Origin of the sequence: Leptospira barantonii, assembly GCF_002811925.1 — a bacterium.
Classification (GTDB): domain Bacteria; phylum Spirochaetota; class Leptospiria; order Leptospirales; family Leptospiraceae; genus Leptospira; species Leptospira barantonii.
Map to the genome: position 1 here is coordinate 247,717 of NZ_NPDS01000004.1, position 23,859 is coordinate 271,575.

The 23,859-nt window shown below is 45.2% G+C and carries 25 protein-coding genes; 16 read left to right on the top strand and 9 right to left on the bottom strand.

Annotated features, from left to right (window positions below; all coding sequences use genetic code 11):
- Window positions 1-8: 8 nt before the first annotated feature.
- The 7 genes from CH367_RS11310 to CH367_RS11340 form a co-directional block, all read right to left on the bottom strand.
- Window positions 9-395 (bottom strand): hypothetical protein, encoded by a 387-nt coding sequence (locus CH367_RS11310; protein WP_100762607.1) that lies wholly within the window; start codon window positions 393-395, stop codon window positions 9-11.
- 1 nt (window position 396) lies between these two features.
- The gene (locus CH367_RS11315) at window positions 397-993 is read right to left on the bottom strand and encodes a hypothetical protein (RefSeq protein ID WP_100762608.1); all 597 of its coding nucleotides are present in this window, start codon (window positions 991-993) and stop codon (window positions 397-399) included.
- A complete protein-coding gene (locus tag CH367_RS11320; RefSeq protein ID WP_100762708.1) occupies window positions 965-1,342 on the bottom strand; it encodes an LIC20211 family lipoprotein in 378 nt (125 codons plus the stop codon). The genes CH367_RS11315 and CH367_RS11320 overlap by 29 nt, the downstream gene beginning before the upstream one ends.
- Window positions 1,343-1,647: 305 nt before the next feature.
- A complete protein-coding gene (gene meaB, locus CH367_RS11325; protein WP_100762609.1) occupies window positions 1,648-2,700 on the bottom strand; it encodes a methylmalonyl Co-A mutase-associated GTPase MeaB in 1,053 nt (350 codons plus the stop codon).
- A 14-nt stretch (window positions 2,701-2,714) separates the two neighbouring features.
- Window positions 2,715-4,913, bottom strand: coding sequence for a methylmalonyl-CoA mutase (gene scpA, locus CH367_RS11330; RefSeq protein ID WP_100762610.1), 2,199 nt, complete (start codon window positions 4,911-4,913; stop codon window positions 2,715-2,717).
- On the bottom strand, window positions 4,910-6,790 hold the full coding sequence (locus CH367_RS11335; protein WP_100762611.1) for a methylmalonyl-CoA mutase family protein: 1,881 nt from the start codon (window positions 6,788-6,790) through the stop codon (window positions 4,910-4,912). The genes scpA and CH367_RS11335 overlap by 4 nt, the downstream gene beginning before the upstream one ends.
- 90 nt (window positions 6,791-6,880) lie before the next feature.
- A complete protein-coding gene (locus CH367_RS11340; protein WP_100762612.1) occupies window positions 6,881-7,870 on the bottom strand; it encodes a TerC family protein in 990 nt (329 codons plus the stop codon).
- 89 nt (window positions 7,871-7,959) lie between these two features.
- Here CH367_RS11340 and CH367_RS11345 point away from each other — a divergent pair, with 89 nt between their 5' ends.
- The 5 genes from CH367_RS11345 (at window position 7,960) to CH367_RS11365 (ending at window position 11,992) form a co-directional block, all read left to right on the top strand.
- Window positions 7,960-8,586, top strand: coding sequence for a lysoplasmalogenase (locus CH367_RS11345; RefSeq protein ID WP_100762709.1), 627 nt, complete (start codon window positions 7,960-7,962; stop codon window positions 8,584-8,586).
- A 62-nt stretch (window positions 8,587-8,648) separates the two neighbouring features.
- On the top strand, window positions 8,649-9,506 hold the full coding sequence (locus CH367_RS11350) for a ferritin-like domain-containing protein (RefSeq protein WP_100762613.1): 858 nt from the start codon (window positions 8,649-8,651) through the stop codon (window positions 9,504-9,506).
- Between the two features lie 9 nt (window positions 9,507-9,515).
- Complete coding sequence (locus CH367_RS11355; protein WP_100762614.1) at window positions 9,516-10,673, top strand: aminotransferase class V-fold PLP-dependent enzyme; 1,158 nt, start codon at window positions 9,516-9,518, stop codon at window positions 10,671-10,673.
- A 22-nt stretch (window positions 10,674-10,695) separates the two neighbouring features.
- Entirely contained in the window at window positions 10,696-11,625 is a 930-nt protein-coding gene (locus tag CH367_RS11360) for a bile acid:sodium symporter family protein (RefSeq protein ID WP_100762615.1), read from the top strand.
- Between the two features lie 118 nt (window positions 11,626-11,743).
- Window positions 11,744-11,992: a hypothetical protein gene (locus tag CH367_RS11365; protein ID WP_100762616.1), complete on the top strand. Its 249-nt coding sequence runs from the start codon at window positions 11,744-11,746 to the stop codon at window positions 11,990-11,992.
- Window positions 11,993-12,008: 16 nt separating this feature from the next.
- Here CH367_RS11365 and CH367_RS11370 read toward each other — a convergent pair whose 3' ends face one another.
- The gene (locus CH367_RS11370) at window positions 12,009-13,094 is read right to left on the bottom strand and encodes a helix-turn-helix transcriptional regulator (RefSeq protein ID WP_100762617.1); all 1,086 of its coding nucleotides are present in this window, start codon (window positions 13,092-13,094) and stop codon (window positions 12,009-12,011) included.
- 216 nt (window positions 13,095-13,310) lie between these two features.
- On the opposite strand from CH367_RS11370, the gene CH367_RS20815 reads away from it, so the two are divergent.
- From CH367_RS20815 to CH367_RS11425, 11 genes are all read left to right on the top strand, one after another.
- Window positions 13,311-13,484: a hypothetical protein gene (locus CH367_RS20815; protein WP_165783271.1), complete on the top strand. Its 174-nt coding sequence runs from the start codon at window positions 13,311-13,313 to the stop codon at window positions 13,482-13,484.
- 491 nt (window positions 13,485-13,975) lie between these two features.
- Window positions 13,976-14,713 carry a hypothetical protein gene (locus tag CH367_RS11380; RefSeq protein WP_100762618.1) on the top strand — a complete coding sequence of 246 codons (738 nt, stop codon included), beginning with the start codon at window positions 13,976-13,978 and terminating at the stop codon, window positions 14,711-14,713.
- A 16-nt stretch (window positions 14,714-14,729) separates the two neighbouring features.
- Window positions 14,730-15,395: an LA_3478 family PerA/PerB upregulated protein gene (locus CH367_RS11385; RefSeq protein WP_100762619.1), complete on the top strand. Its 666-nt coding sequence runs from the start codon at window positions 14,730-14,732 to the stop codon at window positions 15,393-15,395.
- A gap of 26 nt (window positions 15,396-15,421) precedes the next feature.
- Complete coding sequence (locus CH367_RS11390; protein WP_100762710.1) at window positions 15,422-15,964, top strand: LIC_10705 family lipoprotein; 543 nt, start codon at window positions 15,422-15,424, stop codon at window positions 15,962-15,964.
- 81 nt (window positions 15,965-16,045) lie between these two features.
- Complete coding sequence (locus CH367_RS11395; RefSeq protein ID WP_100762711.1) at window positions 16,046-16,597, top strand: LIC_10705 family lipoprotein; 552 nt, start codon at window positions 16,046-16,048, stop codon at window positions 16,595-16,597.
- Between the two features lie 20 nt (window positions 16,598-16,617).
- Window positions 16,618-18,024, top strand: a complete 1,407-nt coding sequence (locus CH367_RS11400) for an LIC10707 family hydrolase (RefSeq protein WP_100762620.1) — start codon at window positions 16,618-16,620, stop codon at window positions 18,022-18,024.
- Window positions 18,015-18,737 (top strand): LA_1694 family PerA/PerB upregulated protein, encoded by a 723-nt coding sequence (locus CH367_RS11405; protein WP_100762621.1) that lies wholly within the window; start codon window positions 18,015-18,017, stop codon window positions 18,735-18,737. Before CH367_RS11400 ends, CH367_RS11405 begins: the two co-directional genes overlap by 10 nt.
- Before the next feature lie 2 nt (window positions 18,738-18,739).
- Window positions 18,740-19,378, top strand: coding sequence for a hypothetical protein (locus tag CH367_RS11410; protein WP_100762622.1), 639 nt, complete (start codon window positions 18,740-18,742; stop codon window positions 19,376-19,378).
- A gap of 210 nt (window positions 19,379-19,588) precedes the next feature.
- Window positions 19,589-19,753: a 50S ribosomal protein L33 gene (gene rpmG, locus CH367_RS11415; RefSeq protein ID WP_002998847.1), complete on the top strand. Its 165-nt coding sequence runs from the start codon at window positions 19,589-19,591 to the stop codon at window positions 19,751-19,753.
- Between the two features lie 17 nt (window positions 19,754-19,770).
- Window positions 19,771-20,226, top strand: a complete 456-nt coding sequence (locus CH367_RS11420) for a TraR/DksA family transcriptional regulator (protein WP_100762623.1) — start codon at window positions 19,771-19,773, stop codon at window positions 20,224-20,226.
- A 166-nt stretch (window positions 20,227-20,392) separates the two neighbouring features.
- A complete protein-coding gene (locus CH367_RS11425) occupies window positions 20,393-22,456 on the top strand; it encodes a hypothetical protein (protein ID WP_100762624.1) in 2,064 nt (687 codons plus the stop codon).
- On the opposite strand, the gene CH367_RS11430 is transcribed toward CH367_RS11425, so the two are convergent.
- Window positions 22,439-23,830: a PrsW family glutamic-type intramembrane protease gene (locus tag CH367_RS11430; RefSeq protein ID WP_100762625.1), complete on the bottom strand. Its 1,392-nt coding sequence runs from the start codon at window positions 23,828-23,830 to the stop codon at window positions 22,439-22,441. The two genes, CH367_RS11425 and CH367_RS11430, sit on opposite strands and share 18 nt — an antisense overlap.
- Window positions 23,831-23,859: the final 29 nt, after the last annotated feature.

A 23,859-nucleotide genomic window follows, 5' to 3' on the forward strand; every position in this document is an offset into this window, starting at 1 on the left:
CATCTGCCTTACTGTATTTTAGTTTTTACGAATGTTTCCTGAAAGTTGAGATACCAGGGAATATCGTCGAGAGGTTTGTCCACGTAGAGTAGAACACATGCGAACGGATACGAAACGAAAGGACATTCCGATCTTGTGATCGCGATCGTACAAAGATCCAGATTCTTTTGTTGAACGTCCTCTAAAACGACCGGGAACGGAGCGGGGATCGGAGTTCCGCATTTGTTTGCGAGAAAATTCGCCGCCGCATAAATCTGACTTTGAGAATCGCTCGGCGAAACGACCTCCGGTCTCACGCAGTTAAAAAGCGCAGAAACGAAAAGCGGAATCAGCACGAATAGAACATTCTTTCTTTTGAGAATATTCAAAGAATGGAATAAACGATATAAGAACATACTAATCCTTCTTTTTCCCGCCGACCGAAATGCCGCCCGATTCTTGAGAACCGGAATTCGAGGAACGTTTACCGCCGCCTACGGAGATTCCTCCCGAGGAAGAGGGGGACGACGACGGGGAAGATTCCACGTTTTGTTTTCCTTCTTTAGCCGCGGCTTCGGCGGCTTCTTTCTTTTGATTCTCGAGTTTCAAACGTTCGGATTCTTCCTTGTTCCCGATGACGTCTCCCTTCACCTTTAAAACGGAAACCGTGCCGAGAGGAAACATAACGTGTGTTTCGTGCCAGACCCTGATTCCCACGAGACTTCTTCCGCCGGGAACTTTTTGAACCGCCTGACTCAGCGCATAATCGATGCTAATCGGATTGGTGACCGGAATCATTCCGAATAAAAAGAAGGTGGAGGATTCTCCTTCCGATTCTTCCAGAATGTCGTAACCGGAAGTGCGAATGATGGTCGCCGATTCGTAAATGGCCGGGCCGCGAGCTCTTCCTCCGGGTTCGAACAAAGTCGCACCCATACAATTTCCGAGAACGAAAAAGAGAATGATCGCAAAGAACGTTATGCGCTTATTTTCTTTTTTTACCGTTCTGGTCATTGAGTTGATCCTCGAATTTGATCGCTTCCGCATTGATATGCAGTCTATTGATGGTGATGAAAAGAAGAATGTATTTGTCCGTCCAATAACGAATGTTGATCAGAGCGTCCGCTTCCTTTTCGGTCAACATCGTGGTGACTACCTTGTCGATCGGGGGCTCGGATAGGGGAACTCCCACGATTGCGATGTCGAAAGTATTCCAGGTTTTGTGACCTTCCACGGGACCGATCACCTTGTATTTGCGATCCGCAACCGGGACATTGCTCGTCGCAATTCCGGCGGAAGACGTAGCGCAATGAAACAACGTCAATGAAACGAAGAATAAAAAGAGAATTTGAGAAACTTTCACGGTACCTGCCTGCAACCCTATTAAGCCCGATTTACTTCCGAATAGTTTTATATCTGTATTATCTCGGAAACAGTATATCTACCAGATAGTATCTGTCAGATATACACGCAAGAATAAATTTTTTACCGGCTCCAACGGATCGAATCCTTCTATGTAAATTGTAATCTGCATTTTCGAAAATGAATGACAGTCTCATAGAAAAAAAGTTCCAATTCGGGAAAAAATAGGGTTCGAAAAAATGGCCTCCCTCGGCGAGAAAGAGGGGTTTTGGGAACGAATTCGAGGTTTTTGAGGTCCGAAAGAATCTATTGCTGAATACGTTTTCTGTATTCTTGAATGAGTTTTTCCGCGGCTTGAAAAGAACTGATGCGGTGACGGCTAACTTTATCTTCCATATCTCCGTAAAGATCCTTCATACGCGTATAAAAATCGTGGATCAAATGATCCGAGACCGTTTCTTCCAGCCAGTACTTGGCTTGATCCGTTCTTCTGCTTTCGAAGTGCCCGCCGGACTTTACGGTTTTCTCATATTCTTGGATTTGTTTCCAAATTTCTCCGATTCCTTCTCCCGAAAGAGAGGAACAGGAAAGAACTTTCGGGATCCATCCGTTTTCATGAGAAGGAAAAAAATGAATCGCGGATTGTGTTTCGATTCTTGTTCTTTCGGCGCGCATCTTGTTGTCTCCGTCCGCTTTCGTGACCGCGAACAGATCCGCCATCTCCATGATTCCCCGTTTGATTCCCTGAAGTTCATCGCCCGCACCCGCGATGAGTAACAACAAAAACAAATCCACCATCGAATGAACCGCGGTTTCGGATTGTCCGACGCCGACTGTTTCCACAAAAATCGTATCGAAGCCGGCGGCCTCGCAAAGATAAATCGTCTCTCTGGTTTTACGAGCAACGCCGCCTAACGAGTCTCCGGAAGGAGAAGGACGAATGAACGCGGATTCGTTTCTGGAAAGTTCGGACATTCTCGTTTTATCTCCGAGAATACTTCCGCCGGAAATCTGACTCGAAGGATCGATGGTCAACACCGCGAGTTTTTTACCTTGGGAGATCACGTTCATCCCGAAGGATTCGATGAACGTACTTTTGCCGACTCCCGGAATTCCGGTGATTCCGATTCGGATCGAATTGCCGGAATGAGGAAGACAAGCGTCTATGATCTTTTCTGCAAGTTCTTTGTGATCCGAACGCGCGCTTTCGACTAACGTGATCGCGCGACTGAGCATCACCCTGTCTCCGGAAAGAATTCCTTTTACGAATTCTTCCACGGAAGGCAAGGCCTTTCTGGAGATTCCAGTCGATCGGATTCCTCCGCTGGAAGGAATCCCGGATTGTTCTCCGGAGCTCAAGGGACGATTCTTCCTTAGGCGTTTACTTTAGAATTTTCTAAATCTTTGATGAGAAGTTCTAGAATGTCCGCGGCCGCTTTGGAAATTTTCGTTCCCGGTCCGAAGATCCCCGTAACTCCCGCCTTGTAAAGAACGTCGTAGTCTTGTTGCGGAATCACCCCGCCCGCAACGACCATGATGTCTTCTCTTCCGAGTTTTTTCAGTTCGCCGATGACTTGTGGAACAAGCGTCTTATGACCCGCGGCCAAACTCGAAACCCCGAGAATGTGCACGTCGTTTTCCACGGCTTGTTTTGCGGCTTCCGCAGGCGTTTGAAACAGAGGTCCTATATCGACGTCGAATCCCATATCCGCAAAACTGGTGGAGATCACCTTCGCACCTCGGTCGTGTCCGTCCTGTCCCATCTTGGCGACCATGATTCTCGGACGACGTCCTTCCAGAGTCGCAAACTTGTCCGAAAGAGTTTTCGCCCTTTTGAAATCGGGATCGTCTTCGATCTCGGACGAATAAACCCCCGAAATCGAACGGATTGTAGCTTGGTATCTTCCGAATACTTTTTCCATAGCGTAGGAAATTTCGCCGAGAGTCGCGCGCTTGCGAGCCGCGTCCACCGCGAGCGCGAGAAGATTTCCTTCTCCGCCTCCGGCGCATTTTGTGATCGCGTCCAAAGCCGCGGTCACATCGGCGCTGTTTCGATTCTTCTTCAATTCCTGCAATCTGCGGATTTGGGATTCGCGGACCGCAGTATTATCGATATCTAATATGTCTAAAGGTTTTTCTTCGACTGCCTTGTATTGGTTGACTCCGACGATCACGTCTCTTCCGGAATCGATCTTGGCTTGTTTGCGCGCGGCGGCTTCCTCGATTCTCATCTTAGGAATTCCGGTTTCGATCGCCTTTGCGATTCCGCCTAACTTCTCGACTTCTTCGATCAGTTCCCAAGCGCGATGTGCGAGAGAATGTGTCAAAGATTCTACGTAATACGAACCGCCCCAAGGATCGACTACACGATGAATGTTCGTTTCTTCCTGCAAAAAGATCTGCGTGTTTCTTGCGATTCTCGCGGAGAAGTCGGTAGGAAGCGCGATCGCTTCGTCGAGTGCGTTCGTGTGAAGCGACTGCGTATGACCCAAAGCCGCGGCTAACGCTTCGATACAAGTCCGCGCGACGTTGTTGAACGGATCTTGTTCGGTCAAACTCCAACCCGATGTTTGGCAGTGAGTTCTTAGCGCGAGTGATTTTAAATTCTTAGGATTGAATTGTTTTACGAGTTTCGCCCAGAGAAGACGGCCTGCGCGCATCTTTGCGATTTCCATAAAGTGATTCATACCGATCGCCCAGAAAAAGGACAAACGAGGTGCGAACGTATCCACGTCCATTCCCGCTTTGATTCCGGTTCTGAGATATTCCAAACCGTCCGCGAGAGTATAAGCGAGCTCAATGTCGGCTGTAGCTCCCGCTTCCTGCATGTGGTAACCCGAAATCGAAATCGAGTTGAACTTGGGCATGAAGTCCGAAGTGTATTTGAAAATATCCGCGATGATTTTCATCGAAGGCGAGGGCGGATAGATGTATGTGTTCCGCACCATAAATTCTTTTAAGATATCGTTCTGAATCGTTCCCGAAAGTTTATCGGCGCTGACCCCTTGTTCTTCCGCGGCGACGATATAAAACGCAAGCACGGGAATCACCGCGCCGTTCATCGTCATCGATACGGACATTTGATCCAAAGGAATCTGATCAAAAAGAATCTTCATATCGAGGATCGAATCGATCGCAACCCCGGCCTTACCGACGTCGCCGACCACACGTTCGTGATCGGAATCGTATCCTCTGTGAGTCGCTAAGTCGAACGCGACGGAAAGACCCTTTTGTCCCGCGGCTAAGTTTCTACGATAGAATGCGTTCGATTCTTCCGCTGTGGAAAAACCCGCGTACTGACGAATCGTCCAAGGTTGTTGAACATACATCGTAGAATACGGTCCGCGTAAATACGGAGGAATTCCGGCCGCGTAGTCGAGATGTTCCATCTTTGCGATGTCTTCCGCCGTATAAACCGGTTTGACCGGAATTTTTTCGGGAGTATTCCAAAGCGCTTGTTCGATGGAACTTAAACCCAGATCTCCGAGCGCGGATTTTTCCCAATCGGATTTGGAAATTTTACCGTTACCCTGTGGCGCATAACGTTTTGGGTCAAAACTCGGACGTTTCATTGGATGCCCAGCCTTTTCTGAATCAGTTTCAGAGTTTCTAAATGTTGGGATTTAACGTGGATGAAAAATTCGATCCCCTTTGATTTCAGAGAATCGATTTGTTCCGTCGGATTTCCCGCGACGATTCCGAGAATGTTCGGATTTTGTTTTTTCAAAAGAGCAAGGGAAGAATCCACAAAACCGGAGACTTCCTCGTCGCTCGTGCAGAAAACCACGATGTCCGCGTTCGTTTCTTTTACGCCTTGCAGAGCTTCTTCCGGTGTCGCATAACTTCCCGGGTCCACGACCTTATATCCGGCGCAGGCCAGGAAGTTTTGAGAAAAGATGGCTCTCGCTTTTTTCATTTTGAGATCGCCCATCGGTAAAAGAAGAACGGTCGGAGTTTTACCGGACTTTTTCGCGGAGGCTTCCGTTTTCAAACGAATCTCTTCGATCGCGGCTCCTGCTCGAAAATCCGTGATCTTTTCGCAGATAATTTCTCCGGAAACGCTTTCGATATCGCCTAACGTTTGATTTTGATTGAGTTCGGGAACCCGATCTTCTCCGTTCGGATATTGATTGGTTCCGAGAAGAATCTCCTTGCGGTTCGCGAGGTTTTCTTCCTTTTTCTTTCTGGAATCGGAAATCTTTTTTTGGATGATTCCTTTTTTGACCGCTTCTAAAAAACCGCCCGCGGATTCGATCTCGCAGAAAATTTCCCAAGCCTTTTGAGCGATCGAATCGGTGAGAGATTCGAGATAATAAGAACCTGCGGAAGGATCCACGACCTTGTCGATGTAAGATTCGTGTTTCATCAGAAGTTGAATGTTACGCGCGATTCTCAACGAGAAAGAATCCCCCGTTTTCAAAATGCTGTCGTATGGAGAAATGCTGATGACCTCACAACCACCGATCGCCGCGGACATCGCTTCGGTAGTCGCACGAAGCATGTTCACGTTTGGATCGTAAGCACTGTAATTGTATCTACAAGTTTGAGCGCTTAAGAACGCGTGCGATGAAGATTCTTCCTTGGGTCCGAATTCTTTTAAAATTTCAGCCCAAAGAATTCTCGCGGCGCGAAACTTTGCGATTTCCAAAAAGTAATCCGGTCCGACGGAGAATTCAAACATCAACTGAGACGCAATCGTGTCCACGGACATTCCGGCTTCTTTCAGTTGTTGCACATACTCCGCCGCTGCGGCCAACGTAAACGCGAGTTCTTCGGAAATCGTAGAACCTGCGTCTCGGAACGTGGAAGAGGCTACCGACAAACCTCTGTAATGCGGCCAAGAGGACGCGAAGGTTTCTAAAATTTCCTTAAGACCGGCGATCGAATGTTTTCCGGATTTTCCGTGTTTGAGAAGAATCCGAAACGGATCGTATCCGAGTCCGCCCACCAGAACCTTTCCTTTCGGAAGCCAGGAAAAAATTTCGGGAGAACGTTCTTCCGCGATGAAGTGTAAGGTTACTTGATCGAATGGAAGACCGTCGATGAGCGCTTCCAAATCCTTTGCGGATTTAACCGGAATTCCACGTTGTGGGGAGGTTTTGTTTTCTATGATAAATCCGATCGCGGTTACGCCGTTGTTCGCGGCTTCCTTCGCCAATCGATTGGCTTCGGCTACGCTCGAAGAATCGAAGTCCTGACGGACGCTCCAGTCTTGAACGAGTTTACGAGTGGATCTCGCAAAGGGAAAGGTTCCGGGAAGATTGGACGTGAGCCATTCCTTATCGCCGATATCGTCTTTGGTATAAACCGGTTGGATCTTAAATCCTTCTCCGGTTTCCCAAACTAACTTCTTCTCAAAGTCCGCGCCCTTGAGGTCTTTTTGGATGAGTGCAATCCAGGCTTCCCGATTGACCGGCGGGAAATCCGTAAATAGTTTCTGGTCTGCCATTTTGATTTTTCTCTTTTTTTGAGAGGCTTCTACAAGGTTCTCTTTCTAGGGAACCTCGCAAGACTCCGGTGTAAAGTCAAAAACCCTCTTTCAATTCTCATTTTTGGTTTTGAGGTAATGGGGAATCGAAGCCAAAATCGAAAGAGTCAAGGTTCCCAAGATGATTCCGAGGGAAACCAAAATCGGAATGTGAATCTCGTGCCCGAAAACATAGGGAGAAAAAAGAGGAAGAAGCAACTTGATTCCCACAAAAGCGAGTAGAACCGAAACTCCCTTTTTCAAAAAGACAAAAAGTTCCATCACGCCGGAAAGCATAAAGAAAAGGGAACGAAGACCGAGGATCGCAAAGATATTCGAAGTGTAAACGATGAACGCATCGGTGGTGATCGAAAAAATCGCCGGAATCGAATCGAGCGCGAACATGATATCGCTGAACTCAACGATCAAAAGAGTGATGAACGTGGAAGTGAAAAGATATTTTCCGTGTTCGGTCACGACGAACTTTTCGGGATGATTGTTCTGGCTCATGGGAAGAATCTTCTTCGCAAACTTGATCACGGGAGAAGACTCGGGATGAAAATCCTCTTCCTCTTCGTGTACGAACATCTTAGCGGCTGTGTAAAGAAGAAGAATTCCGAACAAATAAAGAATCCAGTTGAACTGAGAGATGAGACCAGCGCCGATAAAAATCATAATTGCGCGGAAAATCAAAGCGCCGATGATTCCCCATTTTAAAATCAGAGGTTGATACTGAGGCGTTATCCGAAACTTCTGAAAGATCATGATAAACACGAAAAGATTATCCACGGAAAGGGAATATTCGAGAAGATAACCGGTGACAAACTCGAGCGCTTTTGTTTTTCCGCGAGAAGGATCTTCGGAAGAACCGTCCATAACGTAGATCAAAATGCTAAACGAAATCGCGAGACTGAACCAGAAGAGAGACCAATAAACCGATTCTCTCAAAGGAATTTTATGCGCTCTTTTATTGAGAACGAAGAGATCCAAATAGACGAGAAGACCTAAAACCACCGTAAAGATAACGACTAAGATCGATTCTCCAGAACTCCAATATCCCATATTCCCTCTTTATTTTTCCCGATTCTTTGATGACAAAACTCCCGGCTCCGAACAAAATTACAATCCCAATTCCCAGAAAGAAGGCTCAGATGATTTTACTCTTATTTTCCGTTACCGCAGTGATTCAATTGCTCGTTACCTATTTTTTACCCGGTGAAATCGCTCTCAAATTAGCGACCAAGGTAATTCCGATTCTCATTTTGATTTTCTTTTCTTTCTTCGAAGGCAAATGGAAGGACAGGGCCGGAAAATACATCTTTGTTGGTTTGATCTTCTCTCTGTTCGGAGATACGTTTTTGGGTCTTCCCGGAAATTATTTCGTGTTCGGACTCGGTTCGTTTCTCGTGGCTCAGATTTTGTATTCGATCGGATTCTCCGTTGGAAACCCGGTCAACCTAGTACGATTGATTCCGTACTTCGCATTCGGAATTTCGTTCTACACTTGGATTCTTCCCGGAATCGGAAGTTCCCTTTACGTTCCCGTGGCGTGTTATGTGTCCGCGATCTGCGTGATGGGTTGGAGAGCGGCTTCGAGAGAATGTCCTCGTCCCGAGTTTTGGAAATCCTTTGCGGGATCTTCTCTTTTTATTTTATCGGACAGTTTTATCGCGATGGGAAAATTCGCCGCGCTTCCGATTCCGCTTCTCGGACTTTGGATCATGTCCACGTATTACGCCGCGCAGTTTCTCATCTATGAATCCGTGGAAGAAAATTAAATAATTATTGATTCAGTCCGTAACATAACTAAGATAGCAAAGAAATCGGGAGGAATCTTATTATGAATATTAAACCCTTAAAAGAAACCACATTTTTAGAAGCAGTCGCCGCGGCGATTCAGCACGAGAAAGATTACTTCGAATTTTATATGGGCACTTACGAAAAACTCTCTCCCGGTAACACCAAAGAGCTTTTCGAAAGACTTGCGGAAGAAGTCGACGATCATATCAAATTCATCACTGAATTGTACGAACAAGCGGAAGGATCCGAACTCCCGAACCTCAAACAACTTACGGCCATTCATAAGTTTCACGATTCCACTCTTCAGAAACTGATGAACAAGGTGGAAAGAACCATCTCCGGTCCGGGAAGCAAGGACGCACACGAGGCTCTTGAGTTGGCGATCCGCGAAGCGGAGAATGCGGTTTCCTTCTACGAAAAACTCGCGAACAAGTTCGAAGACGTGAATATCAAATCTCTTTTCGTAAAACTGAAAGACTACAATCACAACTATCAATCTCTTTTGGAAACCGAGTTGAACGGATTGGATCAATCCGGTTCCGGCCAAGGAACTTTTTTCTGGGATGAACAAGCGGAAGAAGTTGCAAAGGCGGAATCAAAACCCGCAAAAACTTCCGCGACTCCTAAGAAGCCGAAGGCGATAGCTCCGGTTGCAAAACCCGCAACGGTGGCCGCTTCCAAACCCGCGCCCGCTCCGAAACCTGCCGCAACAGCCACTGCAAAAAAAGCGGCTCCGAAAAAATCCGCGAGCAAACCGGTAGCGAAGAAGTCTGCTCCGAAGAAAAAGGCTTCGGTAAAAAAGGCGGTCGCTAAACCGAAAAAGACCGTGAAGAAAGTAGCTAAAAAAGCGGCTCCGAAAAAGAAAGTCGCGGCAAAAAAGGCTAAGAAAAAAAGGTAATCGGTAAGAATGCAATCAACCACGATCACCGACTGGAAAGAAATCCAAGATCTGTATCCCGTAAATCAGGAGATGATCTGGTTGAACAATTGCGGGACCACTCCCTGCAATTTGGATACGATCCAAGCGGTCGGCGAATACATGGAAGGTTACTCCAAAAAAGGAGGCCTTACGGAAGTTCGCAAATACGCTTCCGTAAAACACGCGATTCGTAAGATCGTGGCGGGGTTGATCAACTGCGACGTTGAAGAACTTTGTATCATTCACAACACGAACGAGGGGATGAACTTTTTATCCCTCGGTTTTCAACTGAAAAGCGGAGACGAGATTCTCCTGTTGGAAAACGAATACCCAAGCAATATTTATCCTTGGGAACACTGGAAAGACAAGGGCATAAAACTCGGATTCATTCCAATGGCATCGACTCCGGATCAGTTTCTGGAGAATCTAAAGTCTTCCATCAGCGATAAAACGAAGATTGTGGCTCTTTCCGCAGTTCACTGGTGCACGGGAATGCCTTTCCCATTGGAAGAAATCGGAACGTTCTTGGATTCCAAAGGAATCGAATTCGTTTTAGACGGAGCGCAAGGAATCGGATTGGTTCCGGTCGACGTTCGTAAGATGAAGCTGAAATACATCGCCTTTCCCGCTTGGAAATGGCTTTTGGGTCCGCTCGGCTTAGGAATGTTGTACATCCAACAAGACCGGATCGACACGCTTGCATTTCCGTTTAAAGGAACGGGCTCCGTGGTCAACGACGAGGTTTATCTTCCGTATCGCGCCGAACTGAAAAGCGGAGCCGATCGTTACGAGGTTTCCACCGGAAACTTCATAGACTGGGTTTATTTTCAATCCACGTTAGAGATGCTTCAAAAGATCGGATTTCATTCCGTTATGGAAAGAATCTACGAACTCGCCGATTATCTTTCGGAAGGAATGAAGAACGTAGGATTCCAAATCGAACTCGATCATTTTCCGGACAACAGAACCGGAATCGTGGTCGGTTACAAAGAAGGAATCCAGATGGACGAACTCGTAACTTATCTAAAAAAGAACGGAGTGATGTGCGCGCTTCGTCTCGGAAAGGTAAGATTCTCCCCACATATTTACAATCGTAAAGATCAGTTGGATCGGGTCGTAGAACTGCTCGGTTCATTCTCCGGTTAATTTTCGTTAGGCGGAAAACAAACTGCAAAAGATCGGAGAAATCGGCACCTTACTCTTTCCGGTTTGGGTTTTAACCGGATCGATTCTTTCCTTTTTCTTTCCCGAATGGTTTACTTGGTTCAAGGGTCCTTGGATCACATACGGACTTGGATTGACCATGCTCGGAATGGGAATCACACTTTTACCCCAAGACTTCAAAGACGTCTTAAAAACTCCGATTCCTGTTTTTGCCGGAGTGGTCTTACAATATTCCGTGATGCCGATTTCAGGTTGGGCGATCGGAGTTCTTCTCGATCTTCCCGCTCCTTTTGCGACGGGTTTGATCGTGGTTTCCTGTTGTCCCGGCGGTGTGGCGTCTAACGTGATTACGTATCTCGCCAAGGGAGATTTGGCCTTATCCGTTTCGATGACCGCGACCTCAACGGTTCTTTCCGTGTTTATGACTCCACTTCTCACGCTTTTTTTAATCGGAAAAGGAGTGGAGGCTTCCGCGGGCGGACTTTTTTTCGACACGTTTCAAGTCGTCATTCTTCCCGTCGCGCTCGGAGTTTTGCTGAACTTCTATCTTCCCGAAATTTCTAAAAAGATTCAGACCGTTTCTCCCTTGGTGGCTGTCCTTTTGATTACGATGATCGTTTCTTCGATCTTGGGAGCGAGCAGGGACAAGATTCTTCAGTCCGCGGGGATTTTGATCATTGCCGTGGTGAGTTTGCATGCATCGGGATTCTTTTTCGGTTATCTGCTTTCTTGGCTTTTAATTAAAAAACAAAAAACCGCGAGAACGATTTCCATCGAAGTGGGAATGCAAAACTCAGGACTCGGTGTCGTTCTTTCCAGAAATAATTTTCCCGATCCGTTAGTCGCCGTTCCCGCCGCGATTTCCAGCTTGGTTCATTCTTTGATCGGAAGTTTGCTCGCGGCCTTTTGGAGACGATCGGCAAAGGAAGAATGATAAAAACGAAAAAACATGACAAATGTAATAGGGTTTCCGCGCAAGATATGACAGCTGAGCGTTGACCGTTCCGCTCTCGAACGGTTACAATAGATTCGCAAACAAATTTGGAGAATCTATGTTTAGAGAGAATCGAATCACCACCTTACTTCTGTTCGCCGGTCTGAGCGCGAGCGTGGACTGTTCGGAACGAACCACGACAAATCCGCTCGCATACGACAATACACAAAGGGTCTTTTATGCGAACGCGCACATCTTGCAGATCATTCAATCGTATTTGAATTCTCAGGTCCCGGCTTCAGGAAACGATTCTCACAAACAGACAAAGAACTGCGTCTTCTGTCATTCCGACTCGGTGAGAATTTGAACCCCGTCGAACGTTATCAAAGTTTTTCTTTTCGTTTCGAAAGAAGAACGGTCAATCTTTGAAGCTGATCTTTGGAATTCGATTTCGATTCGGGTAAAACCTTCGCGTAGATATTCTTGAGATGATTCCGGAGCGTTCCGTTGGAAACGTTCAAAACCAATTGAATGAAATTTCTACTGTTTCCTTCCTCGAGCAGTTCGCAGATCCGAATTTCCTGTTTTGAAAGTCCGAAACCTTCCAGATTCAAATGAGAAGTCGGCAATAAATTTTTCGTTTCGTAAGAATGGAACAAAAGAAAGGTAATAAAAGAACAAGCCGCAAAGGCCGAGATCGCGGTCACGTAGACTTCTCGAAACGGAACGGATTTAAGAACATTCCAAAAAGACATTCCCAACATAACACCAATCGCGATCGAAATCAAAATGTTCGCGACGATTTGAAGCAAACCTCTTTTTCCCTCGTTGTATCGATTTAAGTAAACGGAAAGTGTCACCGAAAGAACCGCGTCCGCAACCGGATGTAGGGGAGGAAAATCCACTCCATACAGAGGTAAAAAATTCGAAAACAAAGCCAACCACCACAAAAGAAACACTCCGATAAAAAAACGTTTTTCGAAGAATACGTTCCATTGCACCGGTCTTAGAAAAAAATAAATACAGACGCACATCGATAAAAGATGAATTCCGATTCCGATCCGGCCGCCAATCGGCGAAACGAGCGGAGCCAACCCGAACTGAAACGGTTTAAAACCTTCGATAAACATTCGAGGCATCGAAGAACAAAGAAAGTCCAAAACGATCGCGACGATAAAAACGAAAATCGTAAAACGATTTAAGATCTTTCTTCCCGTACAGAAACTCGCCATTCCCACAAGAATCGGAGAAAGGATAAAAAAAGAATGGCATTGAAAAATCCACCAAGCAAGACCGATCTCTTCGGTGGAAGAAACACACATGGCCGCGGTCGAAAAATTCTGAACCCCGATCGCGAGATAAAAAGCGGTCATGAGTTTATGAAAACGATGATCTCTTCGAATATTTTCAAGAAGGCAACTCAGGTTTGCGAGCGCCGCCATAATCGGAACTATAAAAAAAATTTCCAAGACTCTATCGATTGCAACTTTGTTTTAATTTAGAGACAAGTCGCGCGGATTCGCGTTACTATAGCGTTAACGTTGATGAAGACGGGATAGGATTGCATTCCATTTTTATAATTCTCTGCAATTTTTTATTGATAATTTTTCCCGGATGGAGGCTTTTTGTTTCGATCTTTTTCGCACCTGTGAATGTCGGACCGTTCACAAATATCAAACGATTGATTGTTTCGTTCCGGCTTAAATCAATCCTTCGAAAGAATCACTTCTCAGGACTACCGAATCGACGTAAGTCGAGAAACGTTAAGCGACATCCGAACGGCGGTTCATGCGGGGACATCTAGAAATCAATCCATGACCATTGAAAACATCAGCTCCATTCGAACGATCTTCTCATAAGATCTCTTTTCAAAAAATTTGGTTCCAAAATTAAAACACACATAACGTAAATTTAAAAAAATTAAGTCTAAAAATACTTTTTCAGAAACAGTGTCTCAAAATGATTGCTATCAGTGTAAAATAAAAAGCAATTATATGCCTTATTTCTCCCAAATATCAAAGAAAACCCTCTTGTTTAGCCTAATTCTGACCGTTTCCTCATTGGGAAATCTCTTTCTGCTCTGGCTTGGAATTTCAAGCACCCAGAAATCAATTCCAAAAACGATCCAATGCGAACCGACGAACACAGCTATCGACAAAGAAAACGAAAACCGTCAACCGACTTCGACGGCAGAAATTCTCCCGCATCCGCCCGTATTTTTGGAAGGGCGAAAGATCCGCTTCCAATCGTATTCAGTAAAAACGATACAAGGTAAAAAATGGATTCTCTTTAAGGAAATCAAAGGCGGAGGAACGATTGCAGATCTCAAAGTCGATGCGGAGGCGGTACGGTGGTTCTAAAAAACGCGTCTTGCAATCGACTCGCGATCGTAATTCTCACGTTAGTCGCGTCCACCTTATACTCGGAAACGGCAAAATCACCGAACGCGGTCGGCTCCACATACCGTAACGGAATTCTTTTATTGCATCGCGGTCCCGCGCTTTTGGGGGAAGTGAGCGAATTTCAAGATTTTTATTTTATCCGAAACGATAAGGTCGGGAAGAAAATTCCGAAAGATCAAGTCGTCGATTTCGTGTCGGAAGAATATTATAAAAAGATAAAGGATTCGTCGGCGTTTCGAAGCGCAATAGAATCCTTAATTTTTTTTCATGCCTCCTCGGACAAACAGTGGAGAGGGTTTCCCGAAGACAACAAACCGACCGATGGAAGATTCGAAGATTCGTTCACCCTTTGGATCAAAATCGGACTTCTCGTTTTGACCGCCGCCGCCTACGCGGACGCCGCACAACAGAACCATTCGTTGCAAAATTCTTATTCCGGGTTTAACGATCGGGAAAAACGCGCCTTTCAAAATTCGTATCAACGCTATCAGGTTGTCGCCGGACTTACGGTCGGATTTTTCGCGTTCTCAACGATCAAAGCATACGTCCGTTTCGGTAGAAACGAAAATTACAAGGATTTACAAATTCAAGGAAGAGAGATCCGTTCGATTTCCGAAATCACCGATCTACGATCACCTCTTTCCGGAATTCAAAACGTTCAATTCGGGATCACTCACAATTTTTGAAAGGGCAAAGGAAAACATGAATCCACAAAACATTCTCAAATTCAAATATATCATCTTCCTAATATTCTTATTCGTCGAGGCGAATTGTATCAAATCAAACTCGGGAAAATTGCCTCCTTTATTCAGCGCCAACGTGACCCCGTATACTCCGGCAGATCTCGGTATTCCTACGCCACCCCCAGGTTCTCCTCTTGCAACCTTACCCGCAATTTCCGATAACGAAAGAGCCGCCATCGAAGAATCGTTTCGGATGATGAACGAAAACGGACAATTGGATCAGAAGTTCGTGCAAGAATCCTCGATCGCTTCCAAAGATGTTTTGTTCAATCGCGAACTGACCGATGCGGAACTGGAAGCGAAGGTCGACACGGAACTCAAAGGACAATCCTACAACGTTTCCGTCGCGAGCACGGAACAACAAGTATTGCAGAGAGAAAGCCTCGCCGCGGATGAGTTTTACGGAAGAATCGAAGGCGATCTTAAAAACATGACCGTTCCGCAATTGATTAAGGTACGGGAGAATTTTACTCTCAGCCTCGTAATGATTCGATTTATGATCGATTATGGCAACAACGCGAACGGAATTCCGATTTCTATTCTCAACATGAGCCGAACAAAAGCAGTCGCGATCCGCCAAAAGGTCAACGAAGAGTTGATCAAGAGGGGAGTCACTTCGTTATGAAGCGGTTTTATTTTGGGAAGACGGGAATGTTACGTAAATTGTTCTCGGCCGGAATTGTTTGCTGGATGGGACTCAATTGTAATCCTATGGATGATGGTAGCAATGGCGTCGCACAATATCACAGAGAATTCACTGCTTTTTACTCGTTGTTCTTTATTGTTCCTGATTTAGACTTCAATCAATTCTGCCCACCTACAAATCAAATCCCGATTTTGGAGCCGGGAACGCATACGCGATTTATGCAGGCGGGTGATACTTTTCTTTTTGATAATAGAGCGAGGTTTCAACAGTCTGCCCCAGCCGGAGAAAGACGATTCTTCACATTTACAATTCAAGAAAATCCAGGACAAAATATCAAACTAACTACACCTGCCTGTGGAAACAATCCTCGAGATTATGATGCGCATAATGATTCCGGCCTCGCCGGCCAATTAGAATCTGTTTATATAGATTTACTTACTCCTCCGCTACCTCAAAAAAGAACCGGCTTCTTCACAAAACTAATTAATATATCTGGTTCAGGAACAATTACATTCACAACTCCTTCTGCGCCTGACCCGCCACACTAATTTTCAAAACGATCTATCTTAAAGGAAAAAAGAATTATGAATTTATTAAATACCATTACAATCAAATTGAGAAGGGTGATCATGTTCAAAAAAGTTTTACTCGTACTAATTGTAGGTTGTCTTGCAATGCAGTGTGACAACTTAAAGCCTGAAGATTCGAATCGAGGAACAACCGCAGGATTAGATAATAATTTTTTACTTACTTACGGTTTTTTCTTTATCGCTCCCAACTTAGATTTCAATCAATTCTGCCCGCCTACAGATCAGATTCCGATTTTGGAGCCAGGAATTCATACAAAGTTCATGCAGGCGGGGGATACTTACATTTTTGATAACCGAGCAAGACTCAATGCATTTAATCCAGGAAGTCTTTTTGAATATTTTACATTTACATTTCAAGAAAACGCAGGACAGGAAATTCAATTCGTAAGCTTAGAATGCGGACTTAGCTCTTTTGAGTACCGAGCAAGACAAGATACAGGACTTTCCGGTCAGTCAGAAAATGTTTATATAGGATTAAAGACTCCACCTTTTGAAGCAAATCGTTCTAGGTTCTTTACTAAGTTTAAAGGTATTACCGGTTCAGGAACTATCACATTCACCACGCCGAACGCACAAGACCCACCGCATTAGGAAAATAAGAGGATTTAGAAATGAAATTTAAACTAAGTTTTTTTTGGATTATTATCTTCTCAAACCTGCCATTGTTGGCGGATAAGAATAGTTTTACTATTTTATTTCCGGATGAGCAGCATACAGTTAAATACTTTATTGAGACAAACTGTAATACACAGTTTGATAATTCTAATCCTGAATCCTTTGAGCCCGACAAAACTTTCCTTACTATGTATGGGGACAGTTTAGGCGATTTTGTAAACGAAGGGCTGTATGGTTATTTCGGTTGGGACAAGTATCTAACCTTGATGAACTTCGGTGTAACTTGGAATGTACAAAATCTTGCAGTTGGCGGATATACTACATTAAATGTTTATGAATTAATTGCTGCATGTGCAAAAGATCCAGCCCAACGCTTCAACTTCAAAACCGCACCCAATGTTGCTTTTGAAATCGGCGGAAACGACTTCTGGCATAACTCCATCATGCTTACCTTCATGCCCTGGAAATTCAGCTCCGTAGTCGGAAGAGTCGCGTTCAATACGAAGTCCATTCTCTATCAATTGAGAAACCCAAGAAGAGACAAAAACGTTTTGGTCATGGGAAACTTTCCCAATCTTTCCTACAGTCCCACCCTCGGAAACATAAACAATTATTTCGTTCCTCTATCGACGCATCCGGACGGTTTGTTCTCATTCAACATGGACAAACTCCACGAAGAACAGCAAAAAGCGATGTTGCAGGATACAGAAGCCGCCGCAGTCGCCTTGCTTCCATACGGGTGGCTCGGATTGTTATTCATGCCGATCGACATGAACGAGCTACACGGAGAACTTGTCCAAGCCATCATCGGAATCAAACAGGCATATAACAATGCTTTGGCGACAATTCAAATCCAAACGGGTATTGAAGAATTAGAAATACTGCACATACAAATCAAAAATACGGGAATTTCTCCCACCAAACAAGACGAATGGTATTGGCTCTGGCTCCATACGATTAAAAACAATATCAGTATGGTTACGAGTTTAGGAATGCTCTTTTCGCAAGGGTTGCTCGAACAAACCGCCGAGGAGGTCAATGCAAAATACGGCAAAGTGCACTTTCTACCGATGTATCATTTATTCATCCGTCAAAATGATTGTTTAGGATTCGGTCAATGCTGGGTCGCAAACCCTTGGTTGTATCAGGATCAAGTCGGTCATTTGAACTATATCGGATATACGGTGTGGGCGGGAGCTTTAGCTTCTAAAGTCACTCAGCTCGATTGGCACAATTCTCTTAAGAATGGCCCCCCTCATTACAACGGGGCTGTTTCCATCCCAGGTGACGATACGGTCGTAACCCCTTTGCCGGAAGAACAAGCTCCACAACCCGTTGAGGTGGAGACATGGCCGATCGACATTCTCATTTTGATCTGCTTATTCACGGGAAAATGCTGGTAAACCGCAGGTTCCGCATTCTACCGTTCTGGCTTTTGCTTTGTGCATTCCAGTTTCATTGTATTCAGGAAAATGCATCCAATCCGAGTTTGCAACTCGCTCTGATCGAAGGGCAGTTGCACGTAACGCCCAGACCGGAGGTCCCTTCGATCAAAGCCTGTCTTGTCAGCACTCAAATTGCGAGCGGCAAAATCACCACCTGTTACGAGTTGGAAAAGGAACGATGCAATCTTGATTTCTTCAACAACATCAAAACACAAACCATCCTGCAGAATCGAAGGGACGATTTGAACTTTATCAGCATCAACTTTTCCAACTGTGCCGCCGCGACCGGACCCTTATTCATCAAATATTCCAATCTGCAAACACCCGCGTCTATGCTCTGGAAAGATTCGTTCGGATTCGACGGAGCAAATTTGGAATCTCAATTTCAATTCACCAATCAGAAAAGCTGTAAGGAACTCGGATTACAAACCGCTCCCTATATCGGGGGAGGTTTCAATCGATTGCTCAACTCCGAAGAAGTATCACAACTCGACGGACTCGAAGCTGAGCTTGCGCTCATCCCAGCCACAAGCGCCGCTTGTAAGAACGATCTGAATTTGAATCCGAACCTGATTGCATTAACGCAAAACGTACAAAACGGATCACTCGTTCGAGGAATCACCTGTGCGTATCAAAACGGAAGCGGATATCCGATTTGCCCTTGGAAATGAAAATGTTCAAAAGAATTTTTTCTTCCGTTCTCCTCTCGTTGATTCTGATCCAATGTTCGCCCGGAAAATCGGATCAACCGCTTACGGAAAGTTATGCGAAACTTTTATTCTTAACAACAATTGATCTCCCTTGCAACCCCGTTCCGTATTCGACGGGTTCTTGGAATTTTACGGACGAAAGCGACGATGTCAAAGCGGGTTTTCTCAACGTTGCCGGGGCTGGAGTAGGGCATCTCGATCTGATTTCGGGAAACATACAAGACAACGCGACTAACGTTACATTCTCCTTGAATCTTGCCGCCATACCGGAAACTCTCGGGGTTAATTTAATTCCGAATTCATTCGATCCGGAGTACGAATGGACCTATCGTTTCTTTGGAGAGAATTCTTACAAAATCGGAATCGTCCATTATTCTCAAGGAACCGCACAAAAAATGGAGTTTCGGAATTTGGATGTGATGGTTTGGCGCGATCTGTCTTACATCGGAGGTTGTGGAAATCTCGGTATTCAAGGAAATACCGCGCGTTGGGTTTGCGAAAAAAATACAATTCCCCAATTGAGCGAACTCTCTCGAGCAACAACCGTTTCGATTCAAAGCGCGACTAAAAACAGTGGAGTTCGGTACTCGGATTGCCGCTGAAATATCCGCGAAATCTAAAAACCCCGCCTTTTTCGAGAATTTTTCCTAATCCTCCTTGATTTTTAAGCCCTCTCCCATTTTCTAGCAGAATACAACCTCCAGTAGGACCGTTTTCGGGGCTTACTTCCAAATTTTTAGAAAAGTTGGACTGAAAGTGCGGGTTATCCCGTCTACTTATGAGGAATTTATTCAAATCGAGACAGTAGCGCCATGAGAGAAATTATCAAGCTCGTTTGTCAGGAACCAGGTTGTTCAAAAGGAAGAAGTACTTATCTTCTTACCAAGAACAAGAAGGCTAAAACTGAAAAATTGGTTACTAAAAAATTCTGCAAATTTTGCAGAAAACACACCGAATACAAGGAAACCAAGGTCTAAGATTTCCAGGTAACAGGATGACTGCAAAAAAACCGGCACCGGCATACGATAAAAAAGCTCTTCAAGAAATTTCAGAGCTCCTCCTAGAGAAAAAAAACGTTCTCTTGGAAAAGTATGCCCACTGGGAAGACAACAGCAGACCGTCCGGCCTGAAAGAAATGGGCGATATCGCCGATATCGCTTCTGAAATCAACGAAGAGACCTTGAGTTCCGTTCTTTCCGAAGCGGAGATCGAAACCATCCGCGAAATCGATGTCGCTTTAGAAAAAATCGAAGACGGCACGTACGGGATCTGCGAAGGAACCGGGAAAAAGATCCCGATCGCTCGTCTCAAAGCGATCCCTTGGACGCGTTATACCGTAGAATTTGCGGAAACTCTTTCCAAAGGGAAAGGTTTCTCTCGTAAGAGCAATGCGGGAAGTCTTACCGGCGCGTATAAGATTCCATCCGATATGGATTCGATGGACGACTGAGTTCGTTCCCGATTCTCCTCATTCTAAATTCATCCAACTCATCCGTAAATTCGGGAAACGATTCGACCTTTTTATAGAAAGGCGGGAATTTTCGATTTTTCAGTAGCTTCGTTTGAACACGTTTTTCGATTGAAATCTGGGTCTTTTTACAAAATCCTCTTTATTCGTGCCCGGATTATTCAATAAATTAAGACCCCTTCGAACCCCTACGTTTTTCGGACTTATACTCTGTTCCATCGCATCCTATCTTTTGTTCCGAAGTTTTCTTTTCGTAAGAGACACCGAAGGAGCCGGGGTTGTAGCGATCGGAATGATTCAGTTTCTTTTCGGATTCGTTCCCAATCTCTATCACCGTAAACCGGGAAGAATGTTCACGATGGCGGGCGCCCTCGTCTTACCGGGGCTTCTTTATGATAAAACTGTAATATTCGGTTCTTTGAGCGGTCTTTTCGCCGGAGCGATCTTCGGAATTTTTCTAAGACAGTATATCTCCACGTTTCATTCTCAAACGGTAAACGAAGAGGATCCGATCTTCCGCTTTTTTTACATCAATCGCCCTTATAAATCCGCGCTTCCGTTCTATCAAAACCCGAAAACGGGGATTCTGATCTTTCTCGGTTTGTTTCTTCTGGAACGCTTCTTTGTGTATTTCAACGCGCCTCCGTTTAAGGGTTTCGGAATTTTAGACACCGTATATTTACCGGGCATCAGTTCAAGATACGCATTCGGGCTCAGTTTGGATTTTATCGGTTCTTGGATGCTCGCGATCCTTTACTTCTTAGCGGAAGAAGCGTCCTCTCACGAAAGCGATTCTCCGGTTAAGTATTGGAGACAGGGGCTTTTCGCGGGAGTATTTTTGAATATTATACTATTCTTAATCCAGGGATTGACCCGTTATTCGGTGATTCCGTTTACTCCGATCGTGGGCGGCTCGTATTCCGTTTCCGGTTTTTTGGCGGATACCGGTTCTTTGAATTGGTTTTTTCCTTTGTTGATCGCGTATTTTTTTCATTATCTTCATGCTAGAAGCTGGAGAACTCCGACCAAAATCGTTTTGAGTGCGGGGTTGATTCTTCCCTTTATCGTTTTGGGTAAACATTTCAGCGCGGGCTCTTGGATTTTACTTTCAGTTCTTCTAATATATTCGTATTCGATCAGCGCGTTTCCCAAAATCAGAAACCGTTGGATCAAATGGGGTTATATCCCCGTCGCCGTACTCCTCTGGATAGGTTTTCTGGTTTTGATCGTTTGGATCGGATCGTTTCCGTGGTCTTACGAACCTTGGCAGGAACTTCATCAGGCATGGACGAAAGGATATCGCGGACCGGGTGGAACCTTCTTACGATTTTTGGATTTGTATTGGGGAGAAGGTTGGATTCAGACAAGGTCCGCTTGGAACTGGGCCAAACAAGCCGTCTGGCTGGGCAACGGTCCGGGAACATTCGTTTTAAACTGGATCGATTCCAGGTCCACAAACCCGGCTCCTCCGGGTGGAATCCGAGAACTCGGTCTTACTTCCTTCGTGTTTCTTTTACACGACGGCGGAGTTTTGTTTACGATCTTATTCTTAACCTGGGTCGGTTTGGAAATCGCGTTACGCGATCATTGGAAGGTTTTGATCCTTCTTTTACCGATCGTCTTGTTTTTTATGCCTTGGACCGGAAGTAGCGGAGGCGCCGCATTTTTTTGTCTTTGGCTGATCGCGTCTTCCACGGCGCCCGTGAGACAACTTCACAAAGCAATCGGAGGAGGGTTCAACCTTTTCGCGTTGCTTCTCGGAACGTTTATTCTTTTTTATTCTTTGGTTGCGATCGCCCCGAACTTAAGAGGTCCCGAGTTCCGTTATGCGGAATTGAAGTCGTATCAGTTGATGGCGAAACGACAAGGGTTGATCCAAAACGGTTTACGTTTTCATGAATTCTCATCGGGCGCCACCTGGGTTTTGGCGAGCCGAGCTCCGATCAATCTGAGAGCCTTTATTCCCGCGGATAAAAAACTTTCCAAGGACGAAAAGGTTTACGTTCGGTGGTCCTTTCTCGGACCGGATTGGATCGAAATTCAATCCAAAACACTTCCGTTGTATTCGAACGCGAGCGCGGTCGGTCTTGCGGTTCCGGATCGTGCGAAGTATCTGCGCGCGGAAATTCTATCCGGTTCCTTTTTCGAAAGCCGGATCGAAGACTTCGGAATTTTTGCGGAAGATTTCGACGGTTTAAATCGAGTGCGATGATCCGCCGGGATGCGCGATCTGATTCAAAAGATTTTGAAACTGTTGTTTGGCTCGCACGAATAATCTCCAGAAAAGAAGTTTCCAAGGCGGACTTACGAAAATAAAAACGGCCCCGGGTTCGAACTCGGGATCGTCCTCTCTTACGTTCAACCAAACCGGGATCGCGAGAATGTTTTGAAATTCTTTTCCAGCGACGTAAAAGGTTACGTGAACTCGATCTCCTATGACCAGAGTCTTCTCGATCGGTGAATAAAATCCCTTACCCGAAAGAGAATACGCGAGTGAATGATATTCTCGTTCCTCCTGCACGATGGAAACCGCGATAAAAAGAGGGATTTTGAGAATTCTTTCCCGAAAGAATTTGGGATTGAGAATCCCTCTAAAAAGAATCAAAATACAAAGCCAGATCGGATACACCAAAAAAAGTCCGATGAACTCCGAGGTTCTGATTCCTCCGAGCAAAACCGGAATTATTTCCGGAAACTTTAAATAAATGGAATATAATAAAGTCGGAATCAAAAAAAGAAAAACCGAAACGGCGATCTTCATCCTCGTCAAGTGTCTGAACAAAGGAATCGGACCGACTTTCTGAATCTGGTTCTGACTCGAACGCATCCAAGAATCGTACCGAGTGAACTTGGAAACCACCTTGTAATCGTCCCGATACAAACCGATCGACTGAAGCACTTCTATGGGAAGAATGTTCTGTGAAATCGTGAGCAGATATTCCAAAATGAAGAACCCGGTCGCTAAGATCAACGGAAGCAGAACCACCGAATCTCCGTCTATGAGCAAAATGTAATTGAAGGTCCCGTGCAGGATAAAACATCCGAACAGGCTGTAAAAAACGCTCAAGAAGTTGAACGAGGACGGCCTCGAATGGTAATACCGCATCACCGCAAAACCGTAGATTCCACCGGTAAAGGTATGGATCGGAAGAGAGGTCACGGCTCTGAGAAACAGAGGCCAAAAATCGAGAAGGGGGGAATAGAGAAGATTCTCCACAAGTCCGAAAGAAGCGCCTAACGTAAGTCCGAAGTAGATTCCGTCCGAGGTGTTGTAAACGGATTTTAATCCCTTAAAATACCAGAGAATCACGATCAACTTTGGAACTTCCTCCAAAAGGGAACTTCCTTGAAAGGCACGATCGAAATGAGAATTCTCATCCAGATACTGTTGAATGAAAAGTTCGGGGAAGATGGAAAGCCCCACCGTGAAAACTCCCGAGAAGATCGCGGAAAGATCGAAACTCTTTCGATTGGGATGATAGTAGGTGTTGCGGTAGAAAAACCAATAAAATCCGGCGGCGGAAACCGCCGTGCAGAATTTCAAAAGGGTTATAAAGAATTCTTCGGATCCTAAAAAAAGGAACATATTCCCTATAAGTATCGGAATATGCCCCC

Coding starts and splice junctions, on each gene's coding strand:
- CH367_RS11310 (WP_100762607.1), bottom strand. CDS start 395: ATGTTCTTATATCGTTTATTCCATTCTTTGAATATTCTCAAAAGAAAG.
- CH367_RS11315 (WP_100762608.1), bottom strand. CDS start 993: ATGACCAGAACGGTAAAAAAAGAAAATAAGCGCATAACGTTCTTTGCG.
- scpA (WP_100762610.1), bottom strand. CDS start 4,913: ATGAAACGTCCGAGTTTTGACCCAAAACGTTATGCGCCACAGGGTAAC.
- CH367_RS11335 (WP_100762611.1), bottom strand. CDS start 6,790: ATGGCAGACCAGAAACTATTTACGGATTTCCCGCCGGTCAATCGGGAA.
- CH367_RS11340 (WP_100762612.1), bottom strand. CDS start 7,870: ATGGGATATTGGAGTTCTGGAGAATCGATCTTAGTCGTTATCTTTACG.
- CH367_RS11345 (WP_100762709.1), top strand. CDS start 7,960: ATGATTTTACTCTTATTTTCCGTTACCGCAGTGATTCAATTGCTCGTT.
- CH367_RS11350 (WP_100762613.1), top strand. CDS start 8,649: ATGAATATTAAACCCTTAAAAGAAACCACATTTTTAGAAGCAGTCGCC.
- CH367_RS11355 (WP_100762614.1), top strand. CDS start 9,516: ATGCAATCAACCACGATCACCGACTGGAAAGAAATCCAAGATCTGTAT.
- CH367_RS11365 (WP_100762616.1), top strand. CDS start 11,744: ATGTTTAGAGAGAATCGAATCACCACCTTACTTCTGTTCGCCGGTCTG.
- CH367_RS11385 (WP_100762619.1), top strand. CDS start 14,730: ATGAATCCACAAAACATTCTCAAATTCAAATATATCATCTTCCTAATA.
- CH367_RS11390 (WP_100762710.1), top strand. CDS start 15,422: ATGTTACGTAAATTGTTCTCGGCCGGAATTGTTTGCTGGATGGGACTC.
- CH367_RS11395 (WP_100762711.1), top strand. CDS start 16,046: ATGTTCAAAAAAGTTTTACTCGTACTAATTGTAGGTTGTCTTGCAATG.
- CH367_RS11400 (WP_100762620.1), top strand. CDS start 16,618: ATGAAATTTAAACTAAGTTTTTTTTGGATTATTATCTTCTCAAACCTG.
- CH367_RS11405 (WP_100762621.1), top strand. CDS start 18,015: ATGCTGGTAAACCGCAGGTTCCGCATTCTACCGTTCTGGCTTTTGCTT.
- CH367_RS11410 (WP_100762622.1), top strand. CDS start 18,740: ATGTTCAAAAGAATTTTTTCTTCCGTTCTCCTCTCGTTGATTCTGATC.
- rpmG (WP_002998847.1), top strand. CDS start 19,589: ATGAGAGAAATTATCAAGCTCGTTTGTCAGGAACCAGGTTGTTCAAAA.
- CH367_RS11420 (WP_100762623.1), top strand. CDS start 19,771: ATGACTGCAAAAAAACCGGCACCGGCATACGATAAAAAAGCTCTTCAA.
- CH367_RS11430 (WP_100762625.1), bottom strand. CDS start 23,830: ATGTTCCTTTTTTTAGGATCCGAAGAATTCTTTATAACCCTTTTGAAA.